Annotated in this window: 29 protein-coding genes; 8 read left to right on the top strand and 21 right to left on the bottom strand. The window is 74.7% G+C overall.

Going from position 1 to position 25,940, the window contains the following annotated elements; translation table 11 throughout:
* The 5 genes from Sfr03f_RS12435 to Sfr03f_RS12415 are packed head-to-tail and all read left to right on the top strand — an operon-like array spanning position 1 to position 5,672.
* Positions 1–1,278: an ADP-ribosylglycohydrolase family protein gene (locus tag Sfr03f_RS12435; protein ID WP_108953903.1), complete on the top strand. Its 1,278-nt coding sequence runs from the start codon at positions 1–3 to the stop codon at positions 1,276–1,278.
* On the top strand, positions 1,266–2,702 hold the full coding sequence (locus tag Sfr03f_RS12430) for an ADP-ribosylglycohydrolase family protein (RefSeq protein WP_108953902.1): 1,437 nt from the start codon (positions 1,266–1,268) through the stop codon (positions 2,700–2,702). The genes Sfr03f_RS12435 and Sfr03f_RS12430 overlap by 13 nt, the downstream gene beginning before the upstream one ends.
* Positions 2,699–3,601, top strand: a complete 903-nt coding sequence (gene rbsK, locus Sfr03f_RS12425) for a ribokinase (RefSeq protein WP_108953901.1) — start codon at positions 2,699–2,701, stop codon at positions 3,599–3,601. The genes Sfr03f_RS12430 and rbsK overlap by 4 nt, the downstream gene beginning before the upstream one ends.
* On the top strand, positions 3,598–4,827 hold the full coding sequence (locus Sfr03f_RS12420) for a CaiB/BaiF CoA transferase family protein (RefSeq protein WP_108953900.1): 1,230 nt from the start codon (positions 3,598–3,600) through the stop codon (positions 4,825–4,827). Before rbsK ends, Sfr03f_RS12420 begins: the two co-directional genes overlap by 4 nt.
* Entirely contained in the window at positions 4,824–5,672 is an 849-nt protein-coding gene (locus Sfr03f_RS12415; protein ID WP_108953899.1) for an HpcH/HpaI aldolase/citrate lyase family protein, read from the top strand. Before Sfr03f_RS12420 ends, Sfr03f_RS12415 begins: the two co-directional genes overlap by 4 nt.
* Positions 5,673–5,777: 105 nt before the next feature.
* Here the strand turns inward: Sfr03f_RS12415 and Sfr03f_RS12410 are convergent, their stop codons facing one another.
* The 13 genes from Sfr03f_RS12410 to hisI all read right to left on the bottom strand — a co-directional run bounded on the left by Sfr03f_RS12410 (position 5,778) and on the right by hisI (position 16,610).
* A complete protein-coding gene (locus tag Sfr03f_RS12410; RefSeq protein ID WP_108953898.1) occupies positions 5,778–6,365 on the bottom strand; it encodes a TetR/AcrR family transcriptional regulator in 588 nt (195 codons plus the stop codon).
* A gap of 55 nt (positions 6,366–6,420) precedes the next feature.
* Positions 6,421–7,326 carry an SDR family NAD(P)-dependent oxidoreductase gene (locus Sfr03f_RS12405; RefSeq protein ID WP_108953897.1) on the bottom strand — a complete coding sequence of 302 codons (906 nt, stop codon included), beginning with the start codon at positions 7,324–7,326 and terminating at the stop codon, positions 6,421–6,423.
* Between the two features lie 183 nt (positions 7,327–7,509).
* Positions 7,510–8,499: a prolipoprotein diacylglyceryl transferase gene (gene lgt, locus Sfr03f_RS12400; protein ID WP_108953896.1), complete on the bottom strand. Its 990-nt coding sequence runs from the start codon at positions 8,497–8,499 to the stop codon at positions 7,510–7,512.
* Between the two features lie 85 nt (positions 8,500–8,584).
* Positions 8,585–9,358 carry a DsbA family protein gene (locus tag Sfr03f_RS12395; protein ID WP_108953895.1) on the bottom strand — a complete coding sequence of 258 codons (774 nt, stop codon included), beginning with the start codon at positions 9,356–9,358 and terminating at the stop codon, positions 8,585–8,587.
* A 94-nt stretch (positions 9,359–9,452) separates the two neighbouring features.
* Complete coding sequence (trpA, locus tag Sfr03f_RS12390; RefSeq protein WP_108953894.1) at positions 9,453–10,274, bottom strand: tryptophan synthase subunit alpha; 822 nt, start codon at positions 10,272–10,274, stop codon at positions 9,453–9,455.
* Positions 10,271–11,557, bottom strand: coding sequence for a tryptophan synthase subunit beta (trpB, locus tag Sfr03f_RS12385; RefSeq protein ID WP_108953893.1), 1,287 nt, complete (start codon positions 11,555–11,557; stop codon positions 10,271–10,273). Before trpB ends, trpA begins: the two co-directional genes overlap by 4 nt.
* Before the next feature lie 13 nt (positions 11,558–11,570).
* A complete protein-coding gene (gene trpM, locus Sfr03f_RS31795) occupies positions 11,571–11,828 on the bottom strand; it encodes a tryptophan biosynthesis modulator TrpM (protein ID WP_372514422.1) in 258 nt (85 codons plus the stop codon).
* A 62-nt stretch (positions 11,829–11,890) separates the two neighbouring features.
* Positions 11,891–12,700, bottom strand: coding sequence for an indole-3-glycerol phosphate synthase TrpC (gene trpC, locus Sfr03f_RS12375; RefSeq protein ID WP_108953892.1), 810 nt, complete (start codon positions 12,698–12,700; stop codon positions 11,891–11,893).
* A gap of 158 nt (positions 12,701–12,858) precedes the next feature.
* Positions 12,859–13,239, bottom strand: a complete 381-nt coding sequence (locus tag Sfr03f_RS30940; RefSeq protein ID WP_108954086.1) for a DUF2752 domain-containing protein — start codon at positions 13,237–13,239, stop codon at positions 12,859–12,861.
* A gap of 384 nt (positions 13,240–13,623) precedes the next feature.
* Complete coding sequence (locus tag Sfr03f_RS12365) at positions 13,624–13,854, bottom strand: HGxxPAAW family protein (RefSeq protein WP_108953891.1); 231 nt, start codon at positions 13,852–13,854, stop codon at positions 13,624–13,626.
* 99 nt (positions 13,855–13,953) lie between these two features.
* On the bottom strand, positions 13,954–14,607 hold the full coding sequence (locus tag Sfr03f_RS12360; protein ID WP_108953890.1) for a TIGR02234 family membrane protein: 654 nt from the start codon (positions 14,605–14,607) through the stop codon (positions 13,954–13,956).
* A 78-nt stretch (positions 14,608–14,685) separates the two neighbouring features.
* Entirely contained in the window at positions 14,686–16,179 is a 1,494-nt protein-coding gene (locus Sfr03f_RS12355; RefSeq protein ID WP_108953889.1) for an anthranilate synthase component I, read from the bottom strand.
* Positions 16,180–16,190: 11 nt separating this feature from the next.
* On the bottom strand, positions 16,191–16,610 hold the full coding sequence (gene hisI / locus Sfr03f_RS12350) for a phosphoribosyl-AMP cyclohydrolase (RefSeq protein ID WP_108954085.1): 420 nt from the start codon (positions 16,608–16,610) through the stop codon (positions 16,191–16,193).
* Positions 16,611–16,716: 106 nt separating this feature from the next.
* On the opposite strand from hisI, the gene Sfr03f_RS12345 reads away from it, so the two are divergent.
* Complete coding sequence (locus Sfr03f_RS12345) at positions 16,717–17,349, top strand: TIGR03085 family metal-binding protein (protein ID WP_108953888.1); 633 nt, start codon at positions 16,717–16,719, stop codon at positions 17,347–17,349.
* A 75-nt stretch (positions 17,350–17,424) separates the two neighbouring features.
* Here the strand turns inward: Sfr03f_RS12345 and hisF are convergent, their stop codons facing one another.
* From hisF to hisD, 8 genes are read right to left on the bottom strand one after another with little or no spacing between them, the layout of a single operon-like run.
* Positions 17,425–18,180 (bottom strand): imidazole glycerol phosphate synthase subunit HisF, encoded by a 756-nt coding sequence (gene hisF / locus Sfr03f_RS12340; RefSeq protein ID WP_108953887.1) that lies wholly within the window; start codon positions 18,178–18,180, stop codon positions 17,425–17,427.
* Positions 18,181–18,221: 41 nt separating this feature from the next.
* On the bottom strand, positions 18,222–18,617 hold the full coding sequence (locus Sfr03f_RS12335; RefSeq protein ID WP_108953886.1) for a RidA family protein: 396 nt from the start codon (positions 18,615–18,617) through the stop codon (positions 18,222–18,224).
* A complete protein-coding gene (gene priA / locus Sfr03f_RS12330) occupies positions 18,614–19,348 on the bottom strand; it encodes a bifunctional 1-(5-phosphoribosyl)-5-((5-phosphoribosylamino)methylideneamino)imidazole-4-carboxamide isomerase/phosphoribosylanthranilate isomerase PriA (protein WP_108953885.1) in 735 nt (244 codons plus the stop codon). The genes Sfr03f_RS12335 and priA overlap by 4 nt, the downstream gene beginning before the upstream one ends.
* 2 nt (positions 19,349–19,350) lie before the next feature.
* Positions 19,351–19,992: an imidazole glycerol phosphate synthase subunit HisH gene (gene hisH, locus Sfr03f_RS12325; protein WP_108953884.1), complete on the bottom strand. Its 642-nt coding sequence runs from the start codon at positions 19,990–19,992 to the stop codon at positions 19,351–19,353.
* Positions 19,993–19,996: 4 nt separating this feature from the next.
* On the bottom strand, positions 19,997–20,152 hold the full coding sequence (locus Sfr03f_RS30615; protein ID WP_170145069.1) for a CG2302 family histidine operon protein: 156 nt from the start codon (positions 20,150–20,152) through the stop codon (positions 19,997–19,999).
* A 4-nt stretch (positions 20,153–20,156) separates the two neighbouring features.
* Positions 20,157–20,750 carry an imidazoleglycerol-phosphate dehydratase HisB gene (gene hisB, locus Sfr03f_RS12320; protein ID WP_108953883.1) on the bottom strand — a complete coding sequence of 198 codons (594 nt, stop codon included), beginning with the start codon at positions 20,748–20,750 and terminating at the stop codon, positions 20,157–20,159.
* Positions 20,750–21,898, bottom strand: coding sequence for a histidinol-phosphate transaminase (locus tag Sfr03f_RS12315; protein ID WP_108953882.1), 1,149 nt, complete (start codon positions 21,896–21,898; stop codon positions 20,750–20,752). The genes hisB and Sfr03f_RS12315 overlap by 1 nt, the downstream gene beginning before the upstream one ends.
* A complete protein-coding gene (hisD, locus tag Sfr03f_RS12310) occupies positions 21,895–23,220 on the bottom strand; it encodes a histidinol dehydrogenase (RefSeq protein WP_108953881.1) in 1,326 nt (441 codons plus the stop codon). Before hisD ends, Sfr03f_RS12315 begins: the two co-directional genes overlap by 4 nt.
* 190 nt (positions 23,221–23,410) lie before the next feature.
* On the opposite strand from hisD, the gene Sfr03f_RS12305 reads away from it, so the two are divergent.
* A complete protein-coding gene (locus Sfr03f_RS12305) occupies positions 23,411–25,003 on the top strand; it encodes an oxidoreductase (protein ID WP_174721576.1) in 1,593 nt (530 codons plus the stop codon).
* 144 nt (positions 25,004–25,147) lie between these two features.
* Positions 25,148–25,888, top strand: coding sequence for an LON peptidase substrate-binding domain-containing protein (locus Sfr03f_RS12300; RefSeq protein WP_108953880.1), 741 nt, complete (start codon positions 25,148–25,150; stop codon positions 25,886–25,888).
* Positions 25,889–25,940: the final 52 nt, after the last annotated feature.

Genomic DNA, 25,940 nt, shown 5'->3' with positions numbered 1-25,940 from the left:
ATGACGCGCATCACGCCCGAAAGGCCCCTCCACGGATCGCTCGACGACTCGGCCGTCACCACCGCGACGGCCACCGCCGCGACGGCGGACTCACCCGCCGCCACGCCCGCTCCCGGGGCCCGGACCCCCGCCCGGACCCTGGACGAGCGGATCTCCGACGCCCTGACCGGCGCGGCCGTCGGCGACGCGCTCGGCGGACCGGTCGAGGGCTACTCCCCCGAGCAGATCCTGGAACGCCACGGCGGCCGTGTGCGGGGCGTGGTGGGGCCGTGGAACGGCGACGCGTGGCGCACCGCGCGCCCCGTCGCGCCGTACCACAAGGGCGACGGGCACGTCACCGACGACACCTTGATGACCCACGCGCTGATCCGCGTCTACGAGCGGGTCCGCGACCACCTCGACGCCTACGCGGTCGCCGAGCACCTGGTCCCCGACCTGATGGGCGACCTGCGCTGGATCCCCGAACTGGAGGCCGAGGCACTGCCGCTGCAGCGGATCTTCCTCGCCGAGAAGTGGCTGGTGGCGCGGATCCACTACGGGCACGTCGACCCGCGCGAGGCCGGCTGCGGGAACATCGTCAACTGCGGCGCCGCGATGTACATGGCGCCGGTCGGCCTGGTGAACGCGGCCCATCCGGCGGCGGCCTACGCCGAGGCGCTGGACGTGGCGGGCGCCCACCAGTCCTCCTACGGGCGGGAGGCGGCGGGCGTCTTCGCGGCAGCCGTGGCCGCGGCCTGCGTGCCGGGCGCGACGCCGGAGTCGGTGGTCGCCGCCTGCCTGTCGCTGGCCAAGGACGGCACCCGCGCCGCGATCGAGGCGGTCTGCGCGGCGGCCGCCCGGTACGACGAGTTCGAGGCCGCGCTCGGCCCGCTGCGCGAGGCGGTCGCCCCCTTCGACACCGTCGGCCCCGACTACCGCGCGCCCTCCCTGGGAGCCCGCCGCCCGTCCCGGCTGCACGCGATCGAGGAGCTGCCGGTGGCGCTCGGCATGCTGCTGGTGGCCGGCGGCGACTACGAGCAGGCGGTGCTCGGCGCGGTCAACTACGGCCGGGACTGCGACTCGATCGCCACCATGGCGGGCGCCCTGGCCGGCGCGCTCGGCTCGCCCGCGCCGGCCGCCTGGGCCGCCCGGGTCGCCGAGGCGAGCCGCCTCGACCTGGAGGCCCCCGCCCGCTCCCTGGCCGCCGTGGCCCGGGAGGTCTTCGCCCGGGACCTCGCCCGCCGCCGCGCCCACGAGGCCGCGTTCACCGCGATCGGGGGCGCCGCGTGCTCCGGTTGACCTGGGTGCAGCCCGAGGACCTGCTCGGCCACGAACTGCGGCAGGCCGCGCAGGACGGCCGCTGCCCGGCGACCGTCGCCGCGGTCGCCGCCCGCTGGCGCGCGGCCGGCGGCCCCGAGGCCCCGGACCGCGCCGGCGCCTCCGCCACGCCGGTCTCCCGCTACCTGCGCACCCTCGCCGAGGACCTGCTCGACGAACTGGCCGAGCTGCCCTCCCCCATGGCCGAGGCGGAGCCCACCGACCTGGGGCGGATCAAGGGGCTCTGCCCCGACTGGCCGGCCGCCCCGGCCGCCGGCCCGCAGCCCTCGGCGGCGCGCCTGGAGGCCGCCTGGCTGGGGCGCGCGGCCGGCTGCCTGCTGGGCAAGCCGGTGGAGAAGCTGCCGCTGGAGGGCATCCGGGCGCTGGCCCGGGCCACCGGCGACTGGCCGCTCACCACCTTCTTCACCGCCCGCGGCCTGCCCGCCGAGCTGGCGGCCGCGCACCCCTGGAACCGCCGTTCGGCCGCCACCTCGCTGGCCGAGAACATCGACGGCATGCCGGAGGACGACGACCTGAACTTCCCGCTGCTCGGCCTGCTCCTGCTGCGCCGTCACCGCCGCTCCTTCACCACCGAGGACGTGGCCCGTCTGTGGCTGGACGAGCTGCCCGCCGGCCGGCTGTTCACCGCGGAGCGCGTCGCCTGCCGCAACCTGCTGTCCGGGGTGGAGCCGCCGCACACCGCGCGCCACCGCAACCCGTTCCGGGAGTGGATCGGCGCGCTGATCCGGGCCGACGTGCACGGCTGGACCAACCCCGGCGACCCGGGCGCCGCCGCCGAGCAGGCGCACCGCGACGCCGTCCTCAGCCACACCGGGGGCGGTGTGCACGCCGCCATGTTCGCCGCCGCCGTGATCGCGGCCGCGGCGGGCGGCGGGGTGGACGTGCACGGCTGTCTGCGGGCCGGGCTGGCCGTCGTCCCGCCCGGCTCCCGGCTCGCCCGGGCGGTCCGGCACGCCGTCCGGCTGGCCCGCGAACACGCGGGCGGTGCGGCCGAGTTCGAGCCGGTGGTGGACGCGCTGCACACCGAGCACGCGCGCTACCACTGGGTGCACGCGGTGCCCAACACCGCCCTGATCGCCGCCGCCCTCACCCACGCGGACGGGGACTTCACCGGCTCGGTCTGCCGGGCGGTGTCCGGCGGCTGGGACACCGACTCCAACGGCGCCACCGCGGGTTCCGTGGCGGCGCTGCTCGCCGGCTCCCCCGCCGCGCTGCCGAAGCGGTGGACGGCACCGCTGAAGAACCGGCTCGCCACCTCCGTGGCCGGGTTCGACGGCGTCGGCTTCGACACCCTCGGCCGCACCACGGCCCACCTGTGCGCGCCGGACCCGCGACCGGAGCGGGCCCTGCCCGCCCGGCCCGTCCTGGAGGCCGCCACCTCATGAGCACCGTCAGCGACATCGTCGTCCTCGGCAGCGCCAACATGGACCTCGTCGCCTACGTGGCGAAGGCCCCGCAGCGCGGGGAGACCGTCACCGGCCGCGAGTTCCGCACCGCGCCCGGCGGCAAGGGCGCCAACCAGGCGGTGGCGGCGGCCCGTGCGGGGGCCCGCGTCGCGATGATCGGAGCGGTCGGCAACGACACGTTCGGTCTGCGGCTGCGCTCCGCCCTGGAGGCCTCCGGGGTGGTCACCGACCGTCTGCGCACCGCCGAGGGCCCGTCCGGCACCGCCCACATCGTGGTGGACGACCAAGGGGGCAACGCCATCGTGGTCGTCCCGGGCGCCAACGCGGGCGTGACCTCGCTGACCGCCCGCGACGAGGAGGCGGTCCGCGGCGCCGGTCTGCTGCTGCTGCAGCTGGAGATCCCGCTGAAGGCCGTCGCCGCCGGGGCCCGGCTGGCCCGCGCGCACGGCGTGCGGACCGTCCTGACGCCCGCTCCGGTCCGCCCCCTGCCCGCCGAACTCCTCGACTGCGTGGACCTGTTGCTGCCCAACGAGCACGAGGCCGCCGCCCTGGCCGGGGTGGCCGACCCGAGGGAGGCGGCGCTCGCACTGCTGGAGCGGGTACCGGAGGTGGTGGTCACCCTCGGGGAGGCCGGCAGCCTCTGGGCGGCGCGCGGCGCGGAGCCGGTGACGGTCCCCTCGCCCCGGGTGCGGGCGGTGGACACCACCGGGGCGGGCGACACCTTCGCCGGCGCGCTGGCCGTCGCCCTCACCGAGAAGCGCCCGATGCCCGAGGCCCTGCGCTGGGCGGCCGCCGCGGCCTCCCTGTCGGTGCAGCGGCCGGGGGCGTCGGCGTCGATGCCCTACCGCTCCGAGATCGAGGCACGGTACACGTCATGAACCAGCCCCTGTCCGACGTCGCCCCCGCTCCCGCCGCCGGGCCCGCGCCGCTGTCCGGGCTGCGGGTCCTGGACCTGGCCACCCTGTTCGCCGGGCCGCTCGCGGCCACCATGCTGGGCGACTTCGGCGCCGACGTGGTCAAGGTGGAGCACCCGGCGAAGCCCGACCCCTCGCGCGGTCACGGGCCCGCCAAGGACGGCGTCGGGCTGTGGTGGAAGCTGCTGGGCCGCAACAAGCGGAACATCACCCTGGACCTGTCCGCGCCGCTCGGCCGCGACACCCTGCTGCGGCTGGTCCGGGAGGCCGACGTCGTGGTGGAGAACTTCCGCCCCGGCACCCTGGAGCGGTGGGGCCTGGGCTGGGAGGAGCTGTCCGCGGTCAACCCGCGTCTGGTGCTGGCCCGGGTCACCGGCTTCGGCCAGATCGGCCCCTACGCCCGCCGCCCCGGTTTCGGGACCCTGGCCGAGGCGATGAGCGGTTTCGCCGCCGTCACCGGCGAGCCGGACGCGCCGCCCACCCTGCCCCCGTTCGGTCTGGCCGACTCGATCGCCGCGCTGGCCACCGCCTTCGCCGTGACGACCGCACTGGCCGCCCGGGACCGCACCGGCCGCGGGCAGGTCGTCGACATGGCGATCATCGAGCCCATCCTGACGGTGCTGGGGCCGCAGCCGCTCTGGTTCGACCAGCTGGGCCACGTCCAGCCGCGCACCGGCAACCGGTCCCAGAACAACGCGCCGCGCAACACCTACCGGACCGCCGACGGCACCTGGGTGGCCGTCTCCACCTCGGCCCAGTCGGTCGCCGAACGGGTGATGCGGCTGGTGGGGCGGCCGGAGCTGGTCGACGAGCCGTGGTTCGCCACGGGCTCCGGGCGGGCCGCCCACTCCGACGTGCTGGACGAGGCGGTCGGCGCGTGGATCGCCCGGCGCGGACGGTCGGAGGTGCTGGACGCCTTCGAGAAGGCGGAGGCCGCGGTGGCCCCCGTCCAGGACGTGCGGGACGTGATGGAGGACCCGCAGTACCGGGCGCTGGGGACCATCACCACCGTGGACGACCCCGAGCTCGGGCCGCTGCGGATGCAGAACGTGCTGTTCCGGCTCTCCGCGACCCCCGGCGCGATCCGCTGGGCCGGGCGGCCGCACGGCGCGGACACCGAGGCGGTGCTCACGGAGGCGGGGCTCACCGCGGAGGAGATCGCGGTGCTGCGGCGGGAGGGGATCGTGTGAGCGGGGGTGTCCTGGCACCGCCGCTGACCTGGCTGTACGTGCCCGGCGACCGGCCCGAGGTGGTCGCCAAGGCGCTGCGGGCGGGGGCGGACGTGGTGCTCGTCGACCTGGAGGACGCGGTCGCGCCCGCCCGCAAGGAGTACGCCCGCGACGCGACGGCGGAGCTGCTGGCCGGGCAGCCGCCGGTTCCGGTGCACGTCCGGGTGAACTGCCCGTCCTCGCCGGAGGGGCGCGCCGACCTGAAGACTCTGCTGCCGTGCCCCGGGCTCGGCGGGGTGCGGCTGCCGAAGGTGACCTCGGCGGACACGGTGGCGCGGGTGGCGGGGCGGGCGAGCGCGCTGGGCCGGGCGGGGCTGCCGCTGTTCCCGCTGCTGGAGAGCGCGCTGGCCGTCGAGGAGGCGTTCCGCATCGCCGGCGCCGATCCGTCGGTGGGCGGCGTCTCCCTCGGCGAGGCCGACCTGCGCGCGGACCTCGGGGTGCGGGAGGACGCGGGGCTCGACTGGTGCCGCTCGCGGGTGGTGGTGGCCGCCCGGGCGGCGGGGCTGCACCCTCCGGCACAGTCCGTCCACCCGGACGTCCGGGACCTGGAGGGGCTGCGGGCGGGGTGTGCGCGGGGGCGGGCGCTGGGGTTCCTGGGGCGGGCGGCGATCCATCCGCGGCAGCTGCCGGTGATCGCGCGGGCGTACCTTCCGACCTCCCGCGAGGTCGAGGAGGCGGAGGAGATCGTCGAGGCGGCCCGTCACGCCGGGCCCGGGGCGCAGGCGCTCCCCGACGGCCGGTTCGTCGACGCCGCCGTCCTGGCCACCGCCCACCGCACCCTCGCCCTGGCCGCGCGCCGCGACTGACCCGAACCCCGCCTGCCCCCTCGCGGACGTGCGGCCACCGGGCCCCGCGCGATGTGGTGGCCGGGGCGGACGAACTCAGGTGCGGGGCCGGCGGGGCGGACGAGCTCAGGTGCGTGGCGGTGCGGGGCGCATGCCCTCGAGGAGGGTCGCGAGGTAGCGGCGGGCCGTGTCCGTCCGGTCGCCGCTCGTGCCGCCGCGGACGGTCACGGCGTGGGCGATGCCGCACATGAGCGGCACCAGGTCGGCGGCGGCCAGGTCGGGGCGGACGGCTCCGGCGTCCCGGGCCCGCTCCAGGAGCGCGGTGCCGACGCGCTCGAGTGACGTCTTGAGCTGCGTCGTGCGCGGCAGGGCGTCCTCGGCCGCGGCGGCGACCGGGGGCAGGGCCGCGTCGGTGAGCTGGGCCTCGACGACGCGGGACAGGAAGGCGGCCAGCGCCCGCCAGGGGTCGGTGTCCGTCAGCGCCTGCTCGCCGTGTGCCACGAGGCCCTCCAGGCAGGGGGTGGCGACGGCCTCCAGCAAGGCCTCGGGGGTGGCGAAGTGCCGGTAGACCGTGGCGACCCCGACGCCGGCCCGGCGGGCGACGTCGTTGAGCTGCAGTGCGGTGCCCTGGTCGACCAGATCGCGGGCGACCGCGACGATCCGCTCCCGGTTGCGGGCAGCGTCCTTGCGCAGCTGTGGGGTCGGGGTCGTCATGAGGAAGGAGCGTCCAGGTTGCTCGTCAGGGGTGCACGGGCTCGTGGGCCCCATGCTATGCGGCGTCGTGCGGGCCTCCCACCGCGGTGGGCGCGTGGATCTCGCTGAGCCGGCGCACGGCGGCGGCGATGCGGGGGTCGGTCGCCGCACGCGGCGGCGCGACGGGGTGTGCCCGGGGGCCGATGACGAGACCGGTCCGGCCGGACAGCGCGGGGTCGGTGGCGGCGGTGACCGAGGATCTGGCCGCCGCGGACGCCGTGCCGGCGGTGGAGCGCTCGAACCGGCGGCGCACCAACGGCCACAGCAGCCGCAGCGCCGGGGAGACGGTCCTCGGGACCAGGGTGCCGTCGGTCATGCGGGTCGCCGCGCCTCCGGGGTCGGCGGCGAAGACCGAGACGCCCGTGCCGTCCAGCCGCTTCGCCAGGTCGAGCGTGTAGGCGAGGTTGGCGAGCTTGGCGCGCCCGTAGCGGTGGAAGCCGTAGTAACCGCCCGGCGGCTCGACGGCGTCGAACACACGCTTGGCGACCCCGACCGCGCCGGAGGTCACGTTCACGATCCGGCTCGGCGCCCCGGCGGTGAGGGTGGGCAGCAGCAACTCGGTGAGCAGGTACGGCGAGAGGTGGTTGACGACGAACGAGGCCTCGACGCCGTCCACCTGCTGTCGTTCGGCGAACATCGCGCCGACGTTGTTGACCAGCACCGTCAGCGGTTCTCCCGACGTCGCGTGACCGGCCGCGATGGTCTCGGCCAGCTCCCGGACCTGGTCGAGCGAGGCGAGGTCGGCGGTCAGGAACCGGGCGGGACGCGCCGGGTGCGCCGCGGTGATCCGCTCGACCGCCCTGGCCCCTCGGCCGGCGTCCCGCCCGACCACGGTGACCACGTATCCCGCCTGGGCCAGCCCCAGCGCGGTCTCCAGACCGATGCCTCCCGTGCCGGCCGTGATCACTGCTGTCCTCGACATGCGTTCCCCCTCCACCCGAGAAAAACGGATAACCCATCCGCCTCAATGGAGGCTAGCACACAATCGGATGAGTCATCCGTTTCGCAGGCGGGCGCGGGCGGGACCGGGCCGAGAGGGCCGGACACGACGACGCCGCGCCCCCGGTGATCGGGGGCGCGGCGTCGGAAGCGTGCGGGGGGGTGGTTACTTGCCCTTGGCCTCGGTGGGGTCCGCGGCGGCCTTGGACGCCTCGGTGGCACCGTCGGCGTCCGCCTTCCCGGTCCCGGCCGGGCTGCCGCCGTCGGCCTCGTCGGAACCGGCCGGGGAAGCGGCGTCGGAGTCGGCCCCGTCCTTCCCCTCCGCACCGGAACCGTCCTTCGCCCCCGGCTCGACGACCGCCTCCCGGCCCGGCCGCTTCCGCGCGGAGAGGACCAGGTAGAGGACCGCCAGCAGGAAGACCACCAGCGCGGTCCAGTTGTTCAGGCGCAGGCCGAGGACGTGGTGCGCCTCGTCGACCCGCATGTACTCGATCCAGAACCGGCCCGCGCAGTACGCGGCGACGTACAGCGCGAACGCCCGCCCGTGGCCGAGCGTGAAGCGGCGGTCCGCCCAGATGACCAGCAGGGCGACGCCGATGCACCACAGCGACTCGTACAGGAAGGTCGGGTGGTAGTAGCCCGGAACCCGGCCGTCGAGCGAGGAGGTGATGTGGACCGCCCAGGGGAGGTCCGTCTCACGCCCGTACAGCTCCTGGTTGAACCAGTTGCCCCAGCGGCCGATCGCCTGGGCGAGGGCGATGCCCGGGGCCACCGCGTCGGCGTACGCCGGCAGCGGGATGCCGCGCCGCCGCGCGCCGATCCAGGCGCCGACCGCGCCGAACGCGATCGCGCCCCAGATGCCGAGGCCGCCCTCCCACACCTTGAAGGCGTCCACCCAGTCACGGCCCTCGCCGAAGTACAGCTGGTAGTCCGTGATCACGTGGTAGAGGCGGCCGCCGACCAGGCCGAACGGCACGGCCCACACCGCGACGTCGGCGACCGTGCCCGGCCGTCCGCCACGGGCGACCCAGCGCCGGTTGCCGAGCCAGATGGCGACGAAGACGCCGATGATGATGCAGAACGCGTAGCCGCGCAGCGGGACGGGACCGAGGTACAGCACCCCGCGCGACGGGCTGGGAATGTAGGCAAGTTCCATGGCAGGGACGACGCTACCGTGCCGGGCCCCCCGGAGGGCGGGCGGCCCGGCTACGGCTCCATAACGGGCCGGGCCCCGGGAGGGGTCACTGCGCGGCCTTCGCCTCCACCAGCTGCTTGAACTTGGCCGGCGTCATCGAGCGGTCCTCGTAGATGTTCTTGCCGTTGAGCAGGACCGTCGGCGTGCCGCTGAAGCCGCCCGCGCGGAAGGCCTTGTCCGACTCGCGGACCCAGCTGTCGTGGGTGCCCTCGTTCACGCAGGCGCGGAAGGCGGCCGTGTCGAGGTCCGGGACCTTGTCGGCCAGCTCGATCAGCTTCTTGTTGTCGGCCAGCGCGTCGTCCGTCTCCTCGGGCTGGGCGTCGAAGAGGACGTCGTGGTACTCGGGGAACTTGCCGGCGTCCTGCGAGCAGGCGGCCGCGTTGGCGGCGCGCAGCGAGCCGCCGCCGCCGAGGTTGCCGTCGATCAGGGTGACCAGGTGGTACTCGGCCTTCAGGGAGCCCGCCTCGGTCAGCTCGTGCACCGTGGACCGGTAGGCCGTCTCGAAGGCCTTGCAGGCCGGGCAGCGGAAGTCCTCGTACACGACCATCGTCGACGGCGCGCCGGGGCGGCCGACCGGGATGGCCAGCTTCTCCTTGCCACCCGCCCCGGAGGGCGCGACCGCGGGGCCCTCGGCGTCGCTGGTGTCGCCCCCGGAGTTGGCGGCGACCACGCCGACGACCGCCGCGAGACCGAGGACGCAGACCACGGCCGCACCGACGATCATGGCGCGGCGGCGCTTGTCCGCGGCCTTCTGCTTCTCGCGCTCCATCGCCAGGCGCTGGCGCGCATTGCGCTTTCCGTCTCGGTTCTTCTCACTCACATGGGGCAGAACGAACCGGGGAGGCGCTGCGCGCCTCCCCGGTCCCATGTCCACCCGTTCGAGTGAGCGGCGTCGTCGCCGCTGACAGCGGGGGCTACGCCCTCCCGCGCACGCCTTCCGCCAGGTCGGCGGCGAGGTCCCGCACGGCCTCCAGACGGGCCTGGGCGTCGTCGGCGGTGTCGAGCATCCGCTGCACGAACGCCGAGCCGACGATCACGCCGTCGGCGAAGCCCGCGACCTCGGCGGCCTGGGCCCGGTCGGAGACGCCGAGGCCCACACAGACCGGCAGGTCGGCCCTGGTGGCGCGGGTGCGCCGCACCAGGTCCTGGGCCTGTGCGCCGACGGACGCACGGGTGCCGGTGACGCCCATCAGCGAGGCCGCGTAGACGAAGCCGCTGCCGGCCGCGGTGATCTCCGCGAGCCGCGCGTCCTTGCTGGAGGGCGCGACGACGAAGACGGTGGCCAGGTCGTGCTTCTCCGCGTGCTCGCGCCACAGCGCGGACTCCTGCACCGGCAGGTCGGGCAGGATGCAGCCGGCGCCGCCGGCCTCGGCGAGCTCGGCGGTGAACCGCTCGACGCCGTAGCGGTCGATCGGGTTCCAGTAGGTCATCACCAGCACCGGCTTCCCGGTCGCCTCGTGCGCCTCGCGGACGGTGCGCATCACGTCGGCGATCTTCACGCCGCCGCGCAGCGCGATGTCGTCGGCGGTCTGGATGACCGGGCCGTCCAGGACGGGGTCGCTGTGCGGCAGGCCCACCTCGACGACGTCGGCGCCGCCCTCGAAGACGGCCTTGATCGCGTCGATGCCGCCGTCCACGGTCGGGAAGCCGGCCGGGAGGTAGGCGATGAGCGCGGAGCGGCCCTCGGCCTTCGCGGCGGCGAGGGTGTCGCTCAGCAGCTGTCGGTTGCCGGTCACTTCGCGTCCCCCTCGATCTCCGCGCCGTCGCCGGCCTCGTCCGCGGCGACCGCCGCGTCGGTGTCGTACAGCCCGAAGTAGCGGGCGGCGGTGTCCATGTCCTTGTCGCCGCGGCCGGACAGGTTGACCACGATCAGGCCGTCGGGGCCGAGCTCGCGGCCGACCTCGAGCGCGCCGGCCAGGGCGTGCGCCGACTCGATCGCCGGGATGATGCCCTCGGTGCGCGACAGCAGGCGCAGCGCCTGCATGGCGGCGTCGTCGGTGACCGCCCGGTACTCGCCGCGGCCGCTGTCCTTGAGGTAGGCGTGCTCGGGGCCGATGCCCGGGTAGTCCAGGCCGGCGGAGATGGAGTACGGCTCGGTGATCTGCCCCTCCTCGTCCTGCAGGACGTAGGAGCGGGAGCCGTGCAGCACGCCGGGCTCGCCGGCGGTGAGGGTGGCGGCGTGCTCGCCGGTCTCCAGCCCGTGGCCGGCCGGCTCGCAGCCGACCAGGCGGACGCCCTCGTCGGGGATGAACGCGTGGAAGAGGCCGATGGCGTTGGACCCGCCGCCCACGCAGGCGACGGCGGCGTCGGGCAGGCGCCCGGCGGTCTCCAGCAGCTGGCGCCTGGCCTCGACGCCGATGACGCGGTGGAAGTCGCGGACCATCGCCGGGAAGGGGTGGGGTCCGGCGACCGTGCCGAAGAGGTAGTGCGTGTGGTCGACGTTGGCGACCCAGTCGCGGAACGCCTCGTTGATGGCGTCCTTGAGGGTGCGGCTGCCGGACTTCACGGCGACCACCTCGGCGCCGAGCATCCGCATGCGCGCGACGTTGAGCGCCTGGCGCTGCGTGTCGACCTCGCCCATGTAGATGGTGCAGGCGAGGCCGAACAGGGCGCAGGCGGTCGCGGTGGCGACGCCGTGCTGGCCGGCCCCGGTCTCGGCGATGACCCGGGTCTTGCCCATGCGGCGGGTCAGCAGGGCCTGGCCGAGCACGTTGTTGATCTTGTGGGAGCCGGTGTGGTTGAGGTCCTCGCGCTTGAGGAAGATCCGCGCGCCGCCCGCGTGCTCGGCGAAGCGGGGGACCTCGGTGAGGGCGCTGGGACGGCCGGTGTAGTGCGCCAGCAGGTCGTCGAGCTCGCGGGCGAACTCAGGGTCGGCCTTGGCCTTGTCGTACTCGACGGCGACCTCGTCGACGGCGGCGACCAGCGCCTCCGGGATGAACTTGCCGCCGAAGTCGCCGAAGTAGCCGGCGGCGGTGGGAACGGTGCCCTCGGGATCGGGCACGAAGAACTGACTGGACATGCGAAGGATTACCTCACAGGTGATCACGGATGATGCCGGACGGGCGTCGGGGCCTTCCCCCGCGCCATCGCATCCCGTTCACCTGTCCGGGCTCGTCCCCGATGACGTACCGGACCCGTCGGCCGTGGACGCGCCGGGCCGGCGCCCTGCACCCGCGCGGCCTGCAGCCGCGGGCCAGCCGCGCGAAGCGCCCCTCGCCGGGCTCCGCCGGGCAGCCAGGAACCGGGCCCGGTTCCGGGCTGCGGGCCTGACGGCCCGCACCCTCGGACACACGGTCCCCGGTCGGCGGCTGCACGGCGGTGGTCACGCGGGGCTCGGTCACGCGGGGCTCCCTCAGGCGCGCCCGTGCCGGATGGCCGGGTGCTCGCCCGCGGCCACCAGGTCGGCCACCGCGGTCCTGGGGTCCTTGCCGGTCACCAGCGACTCGCCGACCAGCACGGCGTCGGCGCCGGCGTTGGCGTAGGCGATCAGGTCGTGCGGCCCGCGGACACCGGACTCGGCGACCTTCACGATGTGCGGAGGGATCTCCGGCAGGACCCGCTCGATGGTGGAGCGGTCCACCTCGAGGGTCTTGAGGTTGCGGGCGTTGACGCCGATGACCTTGGCGCCGGCGTCCACCGCGCGCTCGACCTCGTCCTCGTCGTGCGCCTCGACCAGCGCGGTGAGCCCGATGGACGCGGCCCGCTCGATCAGCGACTCCAGGGCGTCCTGCTCCAGGGCGGCGACGATCAGCAGCGCCAGGTCGGCGCCGTGGGCCCGCGCCTCCCACAGCTGGTAGGAGGAGACGATGAAGTCCTTGCGGAGCACGGGGATGTCCACCCGCGCCCGGACCGCCTCCAGGTCCGCCAGCGATCCGCCGAACCGGTGCTTCTCGGTCAGCACGGAGATGACGGCGGCGCCGCCCGCCTCGTAGTCGGCGGCGAGAGCGGCCGGATCGGCGATGGCGGCCAGCGCGCCCTTGGAGGGGCTGGACCGCTTGACCTCGCAGATGACCTTGACGCCGTCGCCGCGCAGTGCGGCGGCGCCGTCCTTGGCGGTGGGGGCCTTGGCCGCGCGCTCCTTGAGCTCGTCGAGGCCGACGCGCGCCTGCCGCTCCGCGAGGTCGGCCCGCACTCCGTCGATGATCTCGTCGAGCACACTCACGCGAGCGGCCCCCTTCCGTGACGGTGGTCGGTTCCGTTCGATACCGATGGTCACTTGCGATGGTATCCGCAGGGGACCGCACCTCCCGCATCAGGCGGCGTCCGGTCCCACTACCTGGACGTCTTCCGCCCGCAGGCATCAGGTGTGCGGCCCCACCCTCATGGGTGCAGCCATCCGCCGAACGGCAGATTGCGCACCAGGGTGAACACCGCGAGCACGCTCCCGGAGGCCCACAGGTGCGCGGGCCGCACCGTGACGCGCGTCGGCAGCCCCCGGGCGGTCCGCGCCGCCCACACGCTCCACGCCACCGCGAACAGCAGGTAGCCGGCGACGGCCGGGGCGTTGGCGTGCAGCGCGGCGACCAGGTCGCCGTGGGCGAAGGCGTGGGCGCTGCGCAGGCCGCCGCAGCCGGGGCAGTACACGCCCGTGAGGGCGAGCAGCGGGCAGGCGGGGTAGTGCCCGGGCCGGTTCGGGTCCACGGCCCGCACGTACGCGAAGGCCCCGACGACGGCGCCGAGCACGGCGACCGGCGGGACCAGCCGCCGCCACGGGGGCCCGGGCGGGGAGCCCTCGGAGGCTGCCCGGGCCGGCCCGGCACTCCCCTGCCCGGGCCCTGCGTCCGCCGGCCTCGCGCCGGTGCCGTCGCCGCTGCCGTCACCGCTGCCGTCGCCGGGGGACGCGGCCCCGGTGGACGTGGGCGCGTCACCGGACGGCGTGGCGGACGGTGTGGCGGGCGGCGGATCCGACGGGCCGCCGGGCGACTGGACGAGGGGGCGCGGGGTGCCGGTGGTCACCCGGGCATTGTGCCCCGGACCGGCGCGCCACGCGGGGTGCGCGAACGCGTCAGGGGCGGTCCGGGGTACGGACCGCCCCTGATCGGCGGTGTCGCGAGGTCGACGAGGCGCTGGCGCGCCCGGCGCGGCTCAGGCGTTCTCGGCGACCTGGTGCACCGGGTGCACGTGCTCCGGCTGGCCGAGGCCGGCGCGGCGCATCAGCCCGCCGACGACCGCACCGGCCAGCGTCAGGCCGATGCCGACCCAGAAACCGACCGGCTGCGCCATCACGATGAAGACGGATGCTACGCAGAACCCGACGAAGGCGATGATGACGCCGGTCCAGGCGGCCGGGGTGTGACCGTGGTTGCTGCCCGCCATGACTTGCTCCTCGTTGACGCGTGTACGTGTGGTGAGCGGGACGCTCACGTCACATTCTTCCCCACCCGTACCGGAGGGCGCGTCCCGGGGTGGGCGCGGTCAGGCCCCGGTGGGGTCCTCGCCGCGGTCGAGGGCCTTCCACAGGTCCTCCGGACGCTCGGGGTCGGCGGGCGCCGCGGGCTTCGCCGCGCCGGCGGCACGGCGGGGGCGCGGGACGCCGGTGCCGCGCTCGTAGCGGGAGGACATGCCCGGCCAGCTGCCGCCGCGCCACAGCGCGAGCAGCCCGGCGGTCAGGACGAGCGCGCCGCCGACCGCGGCGACGTACGGCCAGGAGGTGTGGGCGAGGCCGGTGACCGCGGCGGTGGCGTCGCCGGAGACCTGGGCGGCCTTGTCGTCGAGCGCGGACCGGTCGGAGGCCCCGAGCAGGGCCGCGGCGACGATGCCCGCGCCGCACAGGGCGAGCAGGGCGGCCACCAGGACGCGGCCGGCGCGGCGGACGGCGAAGACGGCGACCATCGCGGCCAGCCCCACTATCGCGAGGGCTGCGGGCGCGCCGGTGACGTCGCTGCCGGTGGCGGTCAGCGGGAACGCGCCGCCGGCCACCTCCGCGGCGCCCTCGGCCCAGGGCTGCCGGCTGGCGAGCAGCGCCACGGCCGCGCCGACGGCCCCGCTGAACAGGGCGACAGCGAGACTGCGGCGGCCCGGGCGGGCGGACGCGGCGGTTTCGGGGCGGGAGTCAGCACTGGAGGTCACCCCTCCACTATGGCCCCGCGGAGCCCGCCCGTATGCCTCCGGTGGGCCGCCCGGGGGCCAGGTGAGAGCGACATCACCTCACGCGCCGGTCCGGCCCGCCCCCAGCCGGTTGGCGCTGTGGACGGCGCGCAGCACCGCCGCGGCCTTGTTGCGGCACTCGGTGTCCTCGGCCACCGGGTCGGAGTCGGCGACGACTCCGGCGCCGGCCTGCACGTAGGCGGTGCCGTCGCGCAGCAGCGCGGTGCGGATGGCGATGGCGGTGTCGGAGTCGCCGGCGAAGTCCAGGTAGCCCACCGCTCCGCCGTACAGGCCGCGCCGCGAGGGCTCCAGCTCGTCGATGATCCGCAGCGCGCTGGGCTTGGGCGCTCCGGAGAGGGTGCCGGCCGGGAAGCAGGCGGTGAGCACGTCGAAGGCGGTGCGGCCGGGGGCGACGCGTCCGGTGACGGTGGAGACGATGTGCATCACGTGCGAGTAGCGCTCGATCGACATGAAGTCGACGACCTCGACGGAGCCCGGTTCGCAGACCCGGCCGAGGTCGTTGCGCCCGAGGTCGACCAGCATCAGGTGCTCGGCCCGCTCCTTGGGGTCGGCCATCAGCTCGTCGGCGAGGGCCTGGTCCTCCTGCGGGGTGGCGCCCCGGTGGCGGGTGCCGGCGATGGGGTGCACCACGGCGCGGCCGTCCTCGACCTTGACCAGCGCCTCGGGGCTGGAGCCGACGACGTCGAAGCCGTCGAAGCGGAAGAGGTACATGTAGGGCGACGGGTTGGTGGCGCGCAGCACCCGGTAGACGTCCAGGGCGCTCGCCGTGCAGGGGGTCTCGAAGCGCTGGGAGGGGACGACCTGGAAGGCGTCGCCGGCCCGGATGCGTTCCTTGATGTCCTCGACGGCCTTCTGGTACTCGACGCCGCCCCACAGCGCGGTGTACTCGGGCAGCTCGGCGTCGGGCAGGGCGACGGGCGGCTGGGCGAGCGGGCGGGCGAGGTCGGTCTCCATGGCGTCGAGGCGGGCGACGGCGTCGGCGTACGCCTCGTCGACGCCGGTGTCGAGGTCGTTGTGGTTGATGGCGTTGGCGATGAGCTGGACGGTGCCGTCCCAGTGGTCGAGGACCGCCAGGTCGCTGGTGAGCAGCATGGTCAGCTCGGGCAGCTTGAGGTCGTCGCGCTCGCCGGGGCCGATCTTCTCCAGGCGGCGCACGATGTCGTAGCCGAGGTACCCGACCATGCCGCCGGTGAACGGCGGCAGCCCGTCCTGGCGCGGGGTGTGCAGCCTCTCCACGGTGGCGCGCAGGGCGGCCAGCGGGTCGCCCTCGGCGGGGACGCCGACGGGCGGCGTGCCGAGCCAGTGGGCCTGGCCGCCGCGCTCGGTGAGGGTGGCGGCGCTGCGGACGCCGACGAAGGAGTAGCGGGACCAGGAGCGGCCGTTCTCGGCGGACTCCAGCAGGAAGGTGCCGGGGCGCTCGGCGGCGAGTTTGCGGTACAGCGCGAGCGGGGTGTCGCCGTCGGCGAGCAGCTTGCGGGTGACGGGGATGACCCGCCGGTCGGCGGCGAGGGTGCGGAACGTCTCGAGGTCCATGGCCGTGGACCCTACTGATCCGCGGCGGCGCCCGCCCGCCCGTCTTCCTCCGTGAACACGTCCTCGGCGAGCAGCATGTCGGCGTCGAAGCAGGTGCGGTCGCCGGTGTGGCAGGCGGCGCCGGTCTGGTCGACGCGGACCAGCAGGGTGTCGCCGTCGCAGTCGAGGGCGACCGACTTCACGTGCTGGACGTGCCCGGAGGTGTCGCCCTTGACCCAGTACTCCCGGCGGCTGCGCGACCAGTAGGTGCAGCGGCCGGTGGTGAGGGTGCGGTGCAGGGCCTCGTCGTCCATCCAGCCGAGCATCAGCACCTCGCCGGTGTCGTACTGCTGGGCGATGGCGGGGACCAGGCCGTCGGCGGTGCGCTTGAGCCGGGCGGCGACGGCGGGGTCGAGGCCGGTGGGGGCTGCGGGGGTGGCGCTGCTGCTCATGGGGTCCATTCTGCCGCGCCCGGGCGGTGGTCCGGGCGCGGCGTCCGGGGGCCGGACCCGGCGACGCGTCCTGTGCGGCGCGGGCCCGCCCCCGTAGGGTGGGGGCATGTCGACGTTTGCCAAGCGTGAACGGCTGCTTCTGGCCGACCTGTTGGAGACGGCGGGGCCCGAGGCCCCGACGCTGTGCGGGGAGTGGACGGCCCGCGACCTGGCCGCGCACGTGGTGGTGCGCGAGCGCCGGGCCGACGCGGCGGGCGGCATACTGATCAAGGCCCTGGCGGACCGCCTGGAGCGGGTGCGGGCGGAGTTCGCCGCGAAGCCGTACGAGGAACTGATCCAGCTGATCCGCACCGGCCCGCCGAGGATGTCGCCGTTCTCCCTGAAGCAGGTGGACGAGGCGTCCAACACCGTGGAGTTCTACGTCCACACCGAGGACGTGCGCCGGGCGGCCAAGGACTGGACGCCGCGGGAACTGGACCCCGTCTTCCAGGACGCGCTGTGGAGCCGCCTGGAGCGGATGGCGCGGCTGCTGGGGCGGCGGGCGCCGGTGGGTCTGGTGCTGCGGAGGCCGGACGGCCGGACGGCGGTGGCGAACCGGGGGGCGCCGGTGGTCACGGTCACCGGGGAGCCGTCGGAGCTGCTGCTGTTCGCCTTCGGCCGCCAGGACGTCGCCGACGTCGTCCTCGACGGCGACCCCGACGCCGTCACCAAGGCCCACACCACGCCCCTGGGCATCTGACCGGGAGCCCGGCGCGTGCCGGCCCCCACGCCGGGGGCGGCACGCGCCGGCTGCCCGCAGGCCTGCCGGGCGCGGTCAGCGGACGGGGTGGCCGTCCTCGCGGAGGGCGGACTTGACCTCGCCGATGCGGAGGTCGCCGAAGTGGAAGACGGAGGCGGCGAGCACCGCGTCCGCCCCCGCCCGCACCGCGGGGGCGAAGTGCTCCAGCCGCCCCGCCCCGCCGGACGCGATGACCGGCACCGTCACGTGCTTGCGCACGGCGGTGATCATCTCCAGGTCGTACCCGTCCTTCGTGCCGTCCGCGTCCATGGAGTTGAGCAGGATCTCCCCCGCCCCCAGCTCGGCCGCCCGGTGCGCCCACTCGACCGCGTCGATGCCGGTGCCCCGCCGTCCGCCGTGCGTGGTGACCTCGAAGGAGCCGTCGTCCGTGCGCCGCGCGTCGACCGACAGCACCAGCACCTGCCGGCCGAACCGCTCGGCGATCTCCCGGATCAGCTCGGGCCGCGCGATGGCCGCGGTGTTGACGCCCACCTTGTCGGCGCCGGCCCGCAGCAGCTTGTTCACGTCGTCGGCCGTGCGCACGCCGCCGCCGACGGTGAGCGGGATGAACACCTGCTCCGCCGTGCGCCGCACCACGTCGTAGGTGGTCTCCCGGTCGCCGGAGGAGGCCGTGATGTCGAGGAAGGTCAACTCGTCGGCGCCCTCGGCGTCGTACACCTTCGCCATCTCCACCGGGTCGCCGGCGTCGCGGAGATTCTGGAAGTTGACGCCCTTGACGACCCGGCCGTTGTCGACGTCCAGGCAGGGGATGACTCTGACCGCCAGGGTCATGGATCCACGGCTCCTAAAAGAACGAGAAGAACGAAAAAACGTCAGGCGCGGTACGCCTCGAGCTCGACCTCGACCAGGATGCGCGGGTCGACGAACCCCTCGACGACCACCAGGGTCGTCACCGGCCGCACCGCGCCGAAGACCTCGCGGTGGGCGCGGCCCACCGCGTCGACGTCCCGGCGGTGGGTGAGGTACAGCCGCGTGCGGATCACGGAGTCCGGGCCGAGCCCGAACTCCTCGATCGCCCGCAGCGCGTTGCCGAAGGCGGCCCGCGCCTGCTCGTAGGGGTCGCCCTCGCCCGTGAGGACGCCTCCCCGGAAGGCGGTGGTGCCGCCCACCAGCACGCGGTCGCCTGCCGCGACGGCGCGTGCGAAGCCGATCTCCTCCTCCCAGGGGGTGGGTTCCGGACTCTGCGCGCGCCGCACGGCCTCGGTCATCGGGACACGGCCTCCAAGGCCTCTTCCAGGGTGAACGCCTTGGCGTACAGCGCCTTGCCGACGATGGAGCCCTCGACGCCGAGCGGGACCAGCTCGGCGATGGCGCGGAGGTCCTCCAGCGAGGAGACCCCGCCGGAGGCGACGACCGGCCGGTCGGTGCGGGCGCAGACGTCCTTGAGCAGCTGCAGGTTGGGGCCCTGCAGCGTGCCGTCCTTGGCGATGTCGGTGACGACGTAGCGGGCGCAGCCCTCGGAGTCCAGGCGGGCCAGCGTCTCGTAGAGGTCGCCGCCGTCGCGGGTCCAGCCGCGGCCGCGCAGGGTGGTGCCGCGCACGTCGAGGCCGACGGCGATCTGGTCGCCGTGCTCCGCGATGATCTTGGCGACCCACTCGGGGTCCTCCAGCGCGGCGGTGCCGATGTTGACGCGGGTGGCACCGGTGGCGAGCGCGGCGGCGAGCGAGTCGTCGTCGCGGATGCCGCCGGAGAGCTCCACCTTGATGTCCATCGCCCGTGCGACCTCGGAGATCAGCTCCCGGTTGTCGCCGGTGCCGAACGCGGCGTCGAGGTCGACGAGGTGCAGCCACTCGGCGCCGGCCGACTGCCAGGCGAGGGCGGCCTCCAGCGGGGAGCCGTAGGACGTCTCGGTGCCGGACTCGCCGTGGACGAGGCGGACGGCCTGGCCGTCGCGCACGTCCACGGCGGGGAGCAGTTCGAGCTTGGCGGTGTCAGCCATGTCTAGAGGGTTCCGATCCAGTTGGTCAGCAGCTGCGCTCCGGCGTCGCCGGACTTCTCGGGGTGGAACTGGGTGGCCCACAGCGCGCCGTTCTCCACGGCGGCGACGAACGGCTTGCCGTGGGTGGTCCAGGTGACCTTGGGCGCGGCGATGGACGGGTTGTGCGACTCCAGCGCCCAGTCGTGGACGCCGTAGGAGTGCACGAAGTAGAACCGCTCGTCCGGGTCGAGCCCGGCGAACAGCTCGGTGTCCTCGGGGGCTTGGACGGTGTTCCAGCCCATGTGGGGGACGACGTCGGCCTGGAGCGGCTCGACGGTGCCGGGCCACTCGTCGAGGCCCTCGGCCTCCACGCCGTGCTCGATGCCGCGGGCGAAGAGGATCTGCATGCCGACGCAGATGCCCATGACGGGGCGGCCGCCGGCGAGCCGGCGGCCGACGATCCAGTCGCCGCGCGCCTCCTTCAGGCCCTGCATGCAGGCGGCGAACGCGCCGACGCCGGGGACCAGGAGACCGTCAGCGTTCATCGCCGTGTCGTAGTCGCGGGTGATCTCGACGTCGGCGCCGGTCCGGGCGAGCGCCCGCTCGGCGGAGCGGACGTTGCCGAACCCGTAGTCGAAGACGACGATCTTCTTGGGGCTGCTCATGCTCCTACTTCCAGTACAGGACGCCGGCGATGATGCTGATGGCGGCGCCGATGGAGAGGACGGCGATCAGGCTCGTGGGCATCTTCTGCTTGGCGAAGGAGATCACTCCGCCGAGCAGGAAGAGGCCGAGGATGATCAGCGCGGTGGAAAGTCCGTTCATCGCTCTACAGCGCGCCCTTCGTGGACGGCAGGATGCCCTCGGCGCGCGGGTCGCGCTCGGAGGCGTAGCGCAGGGCGCGGGCCAGCGCCTTGAACTGGCACTCCACGATGTGGTGGGCGTTGCGCCCGTAGGGCACGTGGACGTGCAGGGCGATCTGCGCCTGGGCGACGAAGGACTCCAGGATGTGCCGGGTCATCGTCGTGTCGTAGGAGCCGATCATCGGCGCCATGTTCTCCGGCTCGGTGTGCACCAGGTAGGGGCGGCCGGAGAGGTCGACGGTGACCTGGGCGAGGGACTCGTCCAGCGGCACGGTGCAGTTGCCGAACCGGTAGATGCCGACCTTGTCACCGAGCGCCTGCTTGAAGGCGGCGCCCAGCGCGAGGGCGGTGTCCTCGATCGTGTGGTGCGAGTCGATGTGCAGGTCGCCCTCGGTCCGCACGGTCAGGTCGAACAGGCCGTGCCGCCCGAGCTGGTCGAGCATGTGGTCCCAGAAGCCGACGCCGGTGGAGATGTCGGTGCGTCCCGTGCCGTCGAGGTCGATCTCGACCAGGACCTTGGTCTCCTTGGTGGTGCGCTCGACGCGCCCGACGCGGCTCATCAGTTGTGCTCCTTGTTTTGCTGCTTCACGTGGTCTTTTGCGAGTGTGCGTACCGCTTCCAGGAACGCGTCGTTCTCCGCAGGCGTTCCCGCGGTCACCCGCAGCCACCCGGGAACGCCGTTGTCCCGCACCAGCACGCCGTGGTCGAGGATGCTCCGCCAGGTGGCGTGCGCGTCCTCGAACCGGCCGAACTGGACGAAGTTGGCGTCGGAGTCGGTCACCTCGTACCCGAGCCCGCGGAGTTCGGCGACCAGGCGGTCGCGCTCCTCCTTGAGCTGCTCGACGTAGCCGAGCAGGGTGCCGGTGTGCTCCAGAGCGGCGAGCGCGGTCGCCTGGGTGACGGCCGACAGGTGGTAGGGCAGCCGGACCAGCTGCACGGCGTCCACCACGGCCGGGTGGGCCGCGAAGTACCCCAGGCGCAGGCCCGCGGCGCCGAACGCCTTGGACATGGTCCGGGAGATCACCAGGTGCGGACGTCCCTCCAGCAACGGCAGCAGCGAGCTGCCGTGGCTGAACTCGACGTAGGCCTCGTCGACGACCACGATCGAGGGCCTGGCGGCCTGCGCGGCGTCGTACAGGGCGAGCACCGCCTCGGCCGGCACGGCGTTGCCGGTGGGGTTGTTGGGCGTGGTGACGAACACCACGTCCGGCCGGTGCTCGGCGATGGCCTTCTCGGCGGCGGCGACGTCGATGGTGAAGTCGTCGTTGCGCGGGCCGGAGATCCACCCGGTGCCGGTGCCGCGGGCGATCAGGGCGTGCATCGAGTACGAGGGCTCGAAGCCGATCGCGGTGCGGCCGGGCCCGCCGAAGGTCTGCAGCAGCTGCTGCAGGACCTCGTTGGAGCCGTTGGCGGCCCAGACGTTCTCCGTGCCGAGCGAGCGCCCTCCGGCGCCGGTCAGGGCGGTGTCGTTGAGATACTGCGCGAGCCGGGTACGCAGCTCGACCGCGTCCCGGTCCGGGTAGCGGTTGAGGTGGCGCGCGGCCTCGCGGACCCGCTCGGCGATGCGCTCGACCAGCGCGTCGGGCAGCGGGTAGGGGTTCTCGTTGGTGTTCAGGCGCACCGGCACGTCGAGCTGCGGCGCGCCGTACGGGGACTTGCCGCGCAGCTCCTCGCGTACGGGCAGGTCGTCGATGCGGATCTCGCTCACTTGCTCCCCGGCACCTTCCAGTCGAACCGCGCCTTGACCGCCGCGCCGTGCGCGGGCAGGTCCTCGGCCTCGGCGAGGGTGACGACGGTGTGCGCCACGTCGGCCAGCGCGTCGCGGGTGTAGTCGACGATGTGGATGCCGCGCAGGAAGGACTGCACGGACAGGCCCGAGGAGTGGCAGGCGCAGCCGCCGGTGGGCAGCACGTGGTTGGAGCCGGCCGCGTAGTCGCCCAGGGAGACCGGGGACCAGGGGCCGACGAAGATCGCGCCGGCGTTCCGCACCCGGTCGGCGAGGGCGGCGGCGTCGGCGGTCATGACCTCCAGGTGCTCGGCGCCGTAGGCGTCGACCACCTTCAGGCCGTCCTCGACGTCCTCGACCAGCACGATCGCGGACTGGCGGCCGGCCAGCGCCGGGGCGATCCGCTCGGCGACGTGCCTGCTCGCCTCGACCTGCGGCTTCAGCTCGCGCTCCACCGCCTCGGCCAGCACCTCGGAGTCGGTGACCAGCACCGCGGCGGCCAGCGGGTCGTGCTCGGCCTGGCTGATCATGTCGGCGGCGACGTGCACCGGGTCGGCGGTGCGGTCGGCGAGGATCGCGATCTCGGTCGGGCCGGCCTCGGCGTCGATGCCGATCTTCCCGGTGAAGTACCGCTTGGCGGCGGCGACCCAGATGTTGCCCGGGCCGGTGACCATGTCGGCGGGCGCGCAGGACTCGGTGCCGTACGCGAACATGGCGACGGCGGTGGCCCCGCCGGCCGCGTAGACCTCGTCGACGCCCAGCAGGGCGCAGGCCGCGAGGATGGTGGGGTGCGGCAGGCCGCCGAACTCCGCCTGGGCCGGGGAGGCCAGGGCGATCGACTCGACGCCCGCCTCCTGGGCCGGCACCGCGTTCATGATCACGGAGGACGGGTAGACCGAGCGGCCGCCGGGCGCGTACAGGCCGACCCGCTGCACCGGCACCCACTTCTCGGTGACCGTGCCGCCGGGGGCGACCTGGGTGGTGTGCGTGGTGCGGCGCTGGGCGCGGTGGACCATGCGGGCGCGGCGGATCGACTCCTCGAGGGCGGCGCGGACCTCAGGGTCCAGGCCCTCCAGCGCCTCGGTGAGCGCGGCGGCCGGGACGCGCACGGAGTCCAGGCGCACGCCGTCGAACTTCTCGGCGAAGTCGATCAGAGCCGCGTCGCCCCGATGATGCACGTCCTCGCAGATCGGCCGCACCTTCTCGAGGGCGGCGGACACGTCGAAGTCGGCTCGGGGCAGCAGGGCGCGCAGGGCGGGACCCTCGGGGAGGGCGTCGCCGCGCAGATCGATTCGGGAGATCACGGGTCCAATTCTCTCAGACCCGAAAGGCGGAACGACGCCACGTATCAACCGCTGATACGGCGCGCCGCGAGCCCTGCGGGCGCGGCCGTACGGCGGACAAAAGATCACCGTTACGCAAGGTGTCCGCCCGGTCACGTTCGGGCATGACGGCTGTACGACCAGGGGGCACCGGGAGGAGGGAGTGAGTGCCGTGACCGAGGGTGGCCCCGTCGTTCCCGACGGGATCCGCGAGACCGGCCCGCCGCGCGACCTGACGGCGGCGGAGTCGGGGATGTGGCTGGCGTTCCGCGACGGCAGCGTCTACGACCTGCGCCACGGCGACCCCGTGGTCGACGACCCGCACGGCCGTCACCCGTGGGGTCCCGGGCGCACCGTCCGCGCCCGCGTCGTCTGCTGGCTCCTGCTGGACGGCCCGCCCGCCCTGGCCGGCCGGGTGGCCGCGCTGAAGCTGGTCGGGGTGCGGGTCACCGGCTCCCTGGACCTGGCGGGCGGCACGGTCCAGCCCTACGTGGAGATGGCGGACTGCCGCTTCGACGACGAGATCCTCCTCCCGGAGGCGAAGTTCACCACCGTGCGGCTGGAGAACTGCGCGATCCCCCGCCTGGAGGCGGCCCGCCTGCACACCGAGGGCGACCTGCACCTGCCGCGCTGCCGCTTCGCCCGCGGCATCCGGCTCACCGACGCCCGCATCGGCACCGACCTGCTGCTCAGCCAGGCCGTGGTGCGGCACGACCGGCACGGGCGCTCGCTCTCCGCGGACGGCATGAAGGTCGGCCAGGACCTGCAGGCGGACCTGCTGGAGTCGCACGGCGAGCTGAAACTGCGCTCGGTGGAGGTGGGCGCCTCGCTGAGCCTGCGCGGCGCGCGCCTGGCCAATCCCTACGCGCGGCTCGCGCTCAACGCGCCCCAGCTGACGGTGGGCCGCGCCCTGTACCTGACGCCCGGCGGGGTCGGTACGGCCCAGCTCGGCGGGAACACCCCGGCGCGCGGCATCCGGGTCCAGCCGTTCGAGTGCCTGGGCGGGGTCCGCCTCGACGACGGGCGGTTCGGCGACTCGGTGGACCTGCGGGCCGCCCGGTTCACCCTCACGGCCGAGCAGGAGCTGTCACTGCTCCGGGTGCAGACGCCGGAGCTGCGGTTCCTGCCGGTGCGGCCGCGGCGGGGCCGGGTGGTGCTGTCGGGGGCGCGGGTGGTGAACCTGGTGGACCGGGCGGAGAGCTGGCCGGGGCCGGGCCGCCTGCACATGGGCGGGTTCTGCTACGAGAACCTGGTGCCCCAGGGCCCCTTCACCCTGGAGCAGCGCCTGGAGTGGCTGGTCGCGGCGACCCCCGAGTACAGCCCGGAGCCCTACGAGCTGCTGGCCGGCGTGCTGCGCGGCGGCGGCGAGGACGAGGACGCCCGCGAGGTGCTGCTGGCCAAGCACCGGCGCCGCCGGGAGACCCTGCCGCCGGCCGCGAAGCTGTGGGGGTACCTGCAGGACATCGCGGTCGCCTACGGCTACCGCCCGGCCCGGGCGGCGACCTGGCTGGCGGTGCTGTGGGCGGCCAGCACCCTGCTGTTCTCCCGCTCCGAGCCGACCCCGGCCCGGGCGGAGGAGCACCCGGAGTGGAGTCCTGCGCTGTTCTCGCTGGACCTGCTGCTGCCGGTGATCGACCTCGGGCAGGCCACCGCCTGGCATCTGCGGGGCGTCTGGCAGTGGCTGGCCGCCGTGCTGATCCTGCTGGGCTGGGTGATGGCCACCGCGGTGGCCGCCGGGGCCACCCGGCTGCTGGGGCGGCACTGAGGCCGGTGGGACCGGGGCCGGTGGGTTCAGGGCCGGTGGGACCGGGGCCGCGGCGCCCGTCCGGCGCCGTGCGGGCCGCCCGGCGCGGCGGGCGGCCGACCGCGACGCGGGCCGCGGCCGCCGCGCGCATTAGGCTTTTGCGCCGTGACCACCCTGCGGCTGCCGCTGTTTCCCCTGAACATGGTCCTGTTCCCCGGGCTCGTGCTTCCTCTGAACGTCTTCGAGGAGCGGTATCGCGCCATGATGCGCGACCTGCTCCTGGTGCCGGAGGAGGCGCCGCGCCGGTTCGCCGTGGTCGCCATCCGGGACGGCCACGAGGTGGCGCCCAGCGCTCCCGGCATGCCCGACCCGACGGCGCCGCCGGAACACGGCCCGGCCGCCGGTTTCGCCCCGGAGCCGGCCAACTCCTTCCACGCGGTGGCCTGTGTCGCCGACGTGGCCACCATCCGCGAGCGCGCCGACGGCACCTACGAGGTGCTGGCCACCGGCACGAAGCGGGCCAGGCTGCTCTCCGTGGACGCCTCCGGGCCGTACCTGACGGGCGAGCTGGAGGAGTTGCCGGAGGAGGAGGGCGACGGGGCCGGGACGCTCGCCGAGGGGGTGCTGCGCTCCTTCCGGCAGTACCAGAAGCGGCTGGCGGGGGCGAGCGAGCGGTCGCTGACCTCGGCGGCCGAGCTGCCGGACGAGCCGTCCGTGGTGTCGTACCTGGTCGCGGCGGCGATGGTGCTGGACACGCCGACCAAGCAGCGGCTGCTGCAGACGCCCGACACGGCGTCGCGGCTGCGGGACGAGCTGCGGCTGCTGCGCCAGGAGGCCTCGATCATCCGGAGCCTCCCCTCCCTCCCGGCCGGCGACCTGACCCGCGCCCCCACCAGCCTCAACTGACCCGCCGCCGCACCGGTGCGCACGGCCCGCACCGCGAACGGCGCCACGTGCC

Origin of the sequence: Streptomyces fragilis (genome assembly GCF_003112515.1) — a bacterium.
Lineage (GTDB): Bacteria > Actinomycetota > Actinomycetes > Streptomycetales > Streptomycetaceae > Streptomyces > Streptomyces fragilis.
This window is presented reverse-complemented; position numbering and strand designations above follow the sequence as displayed.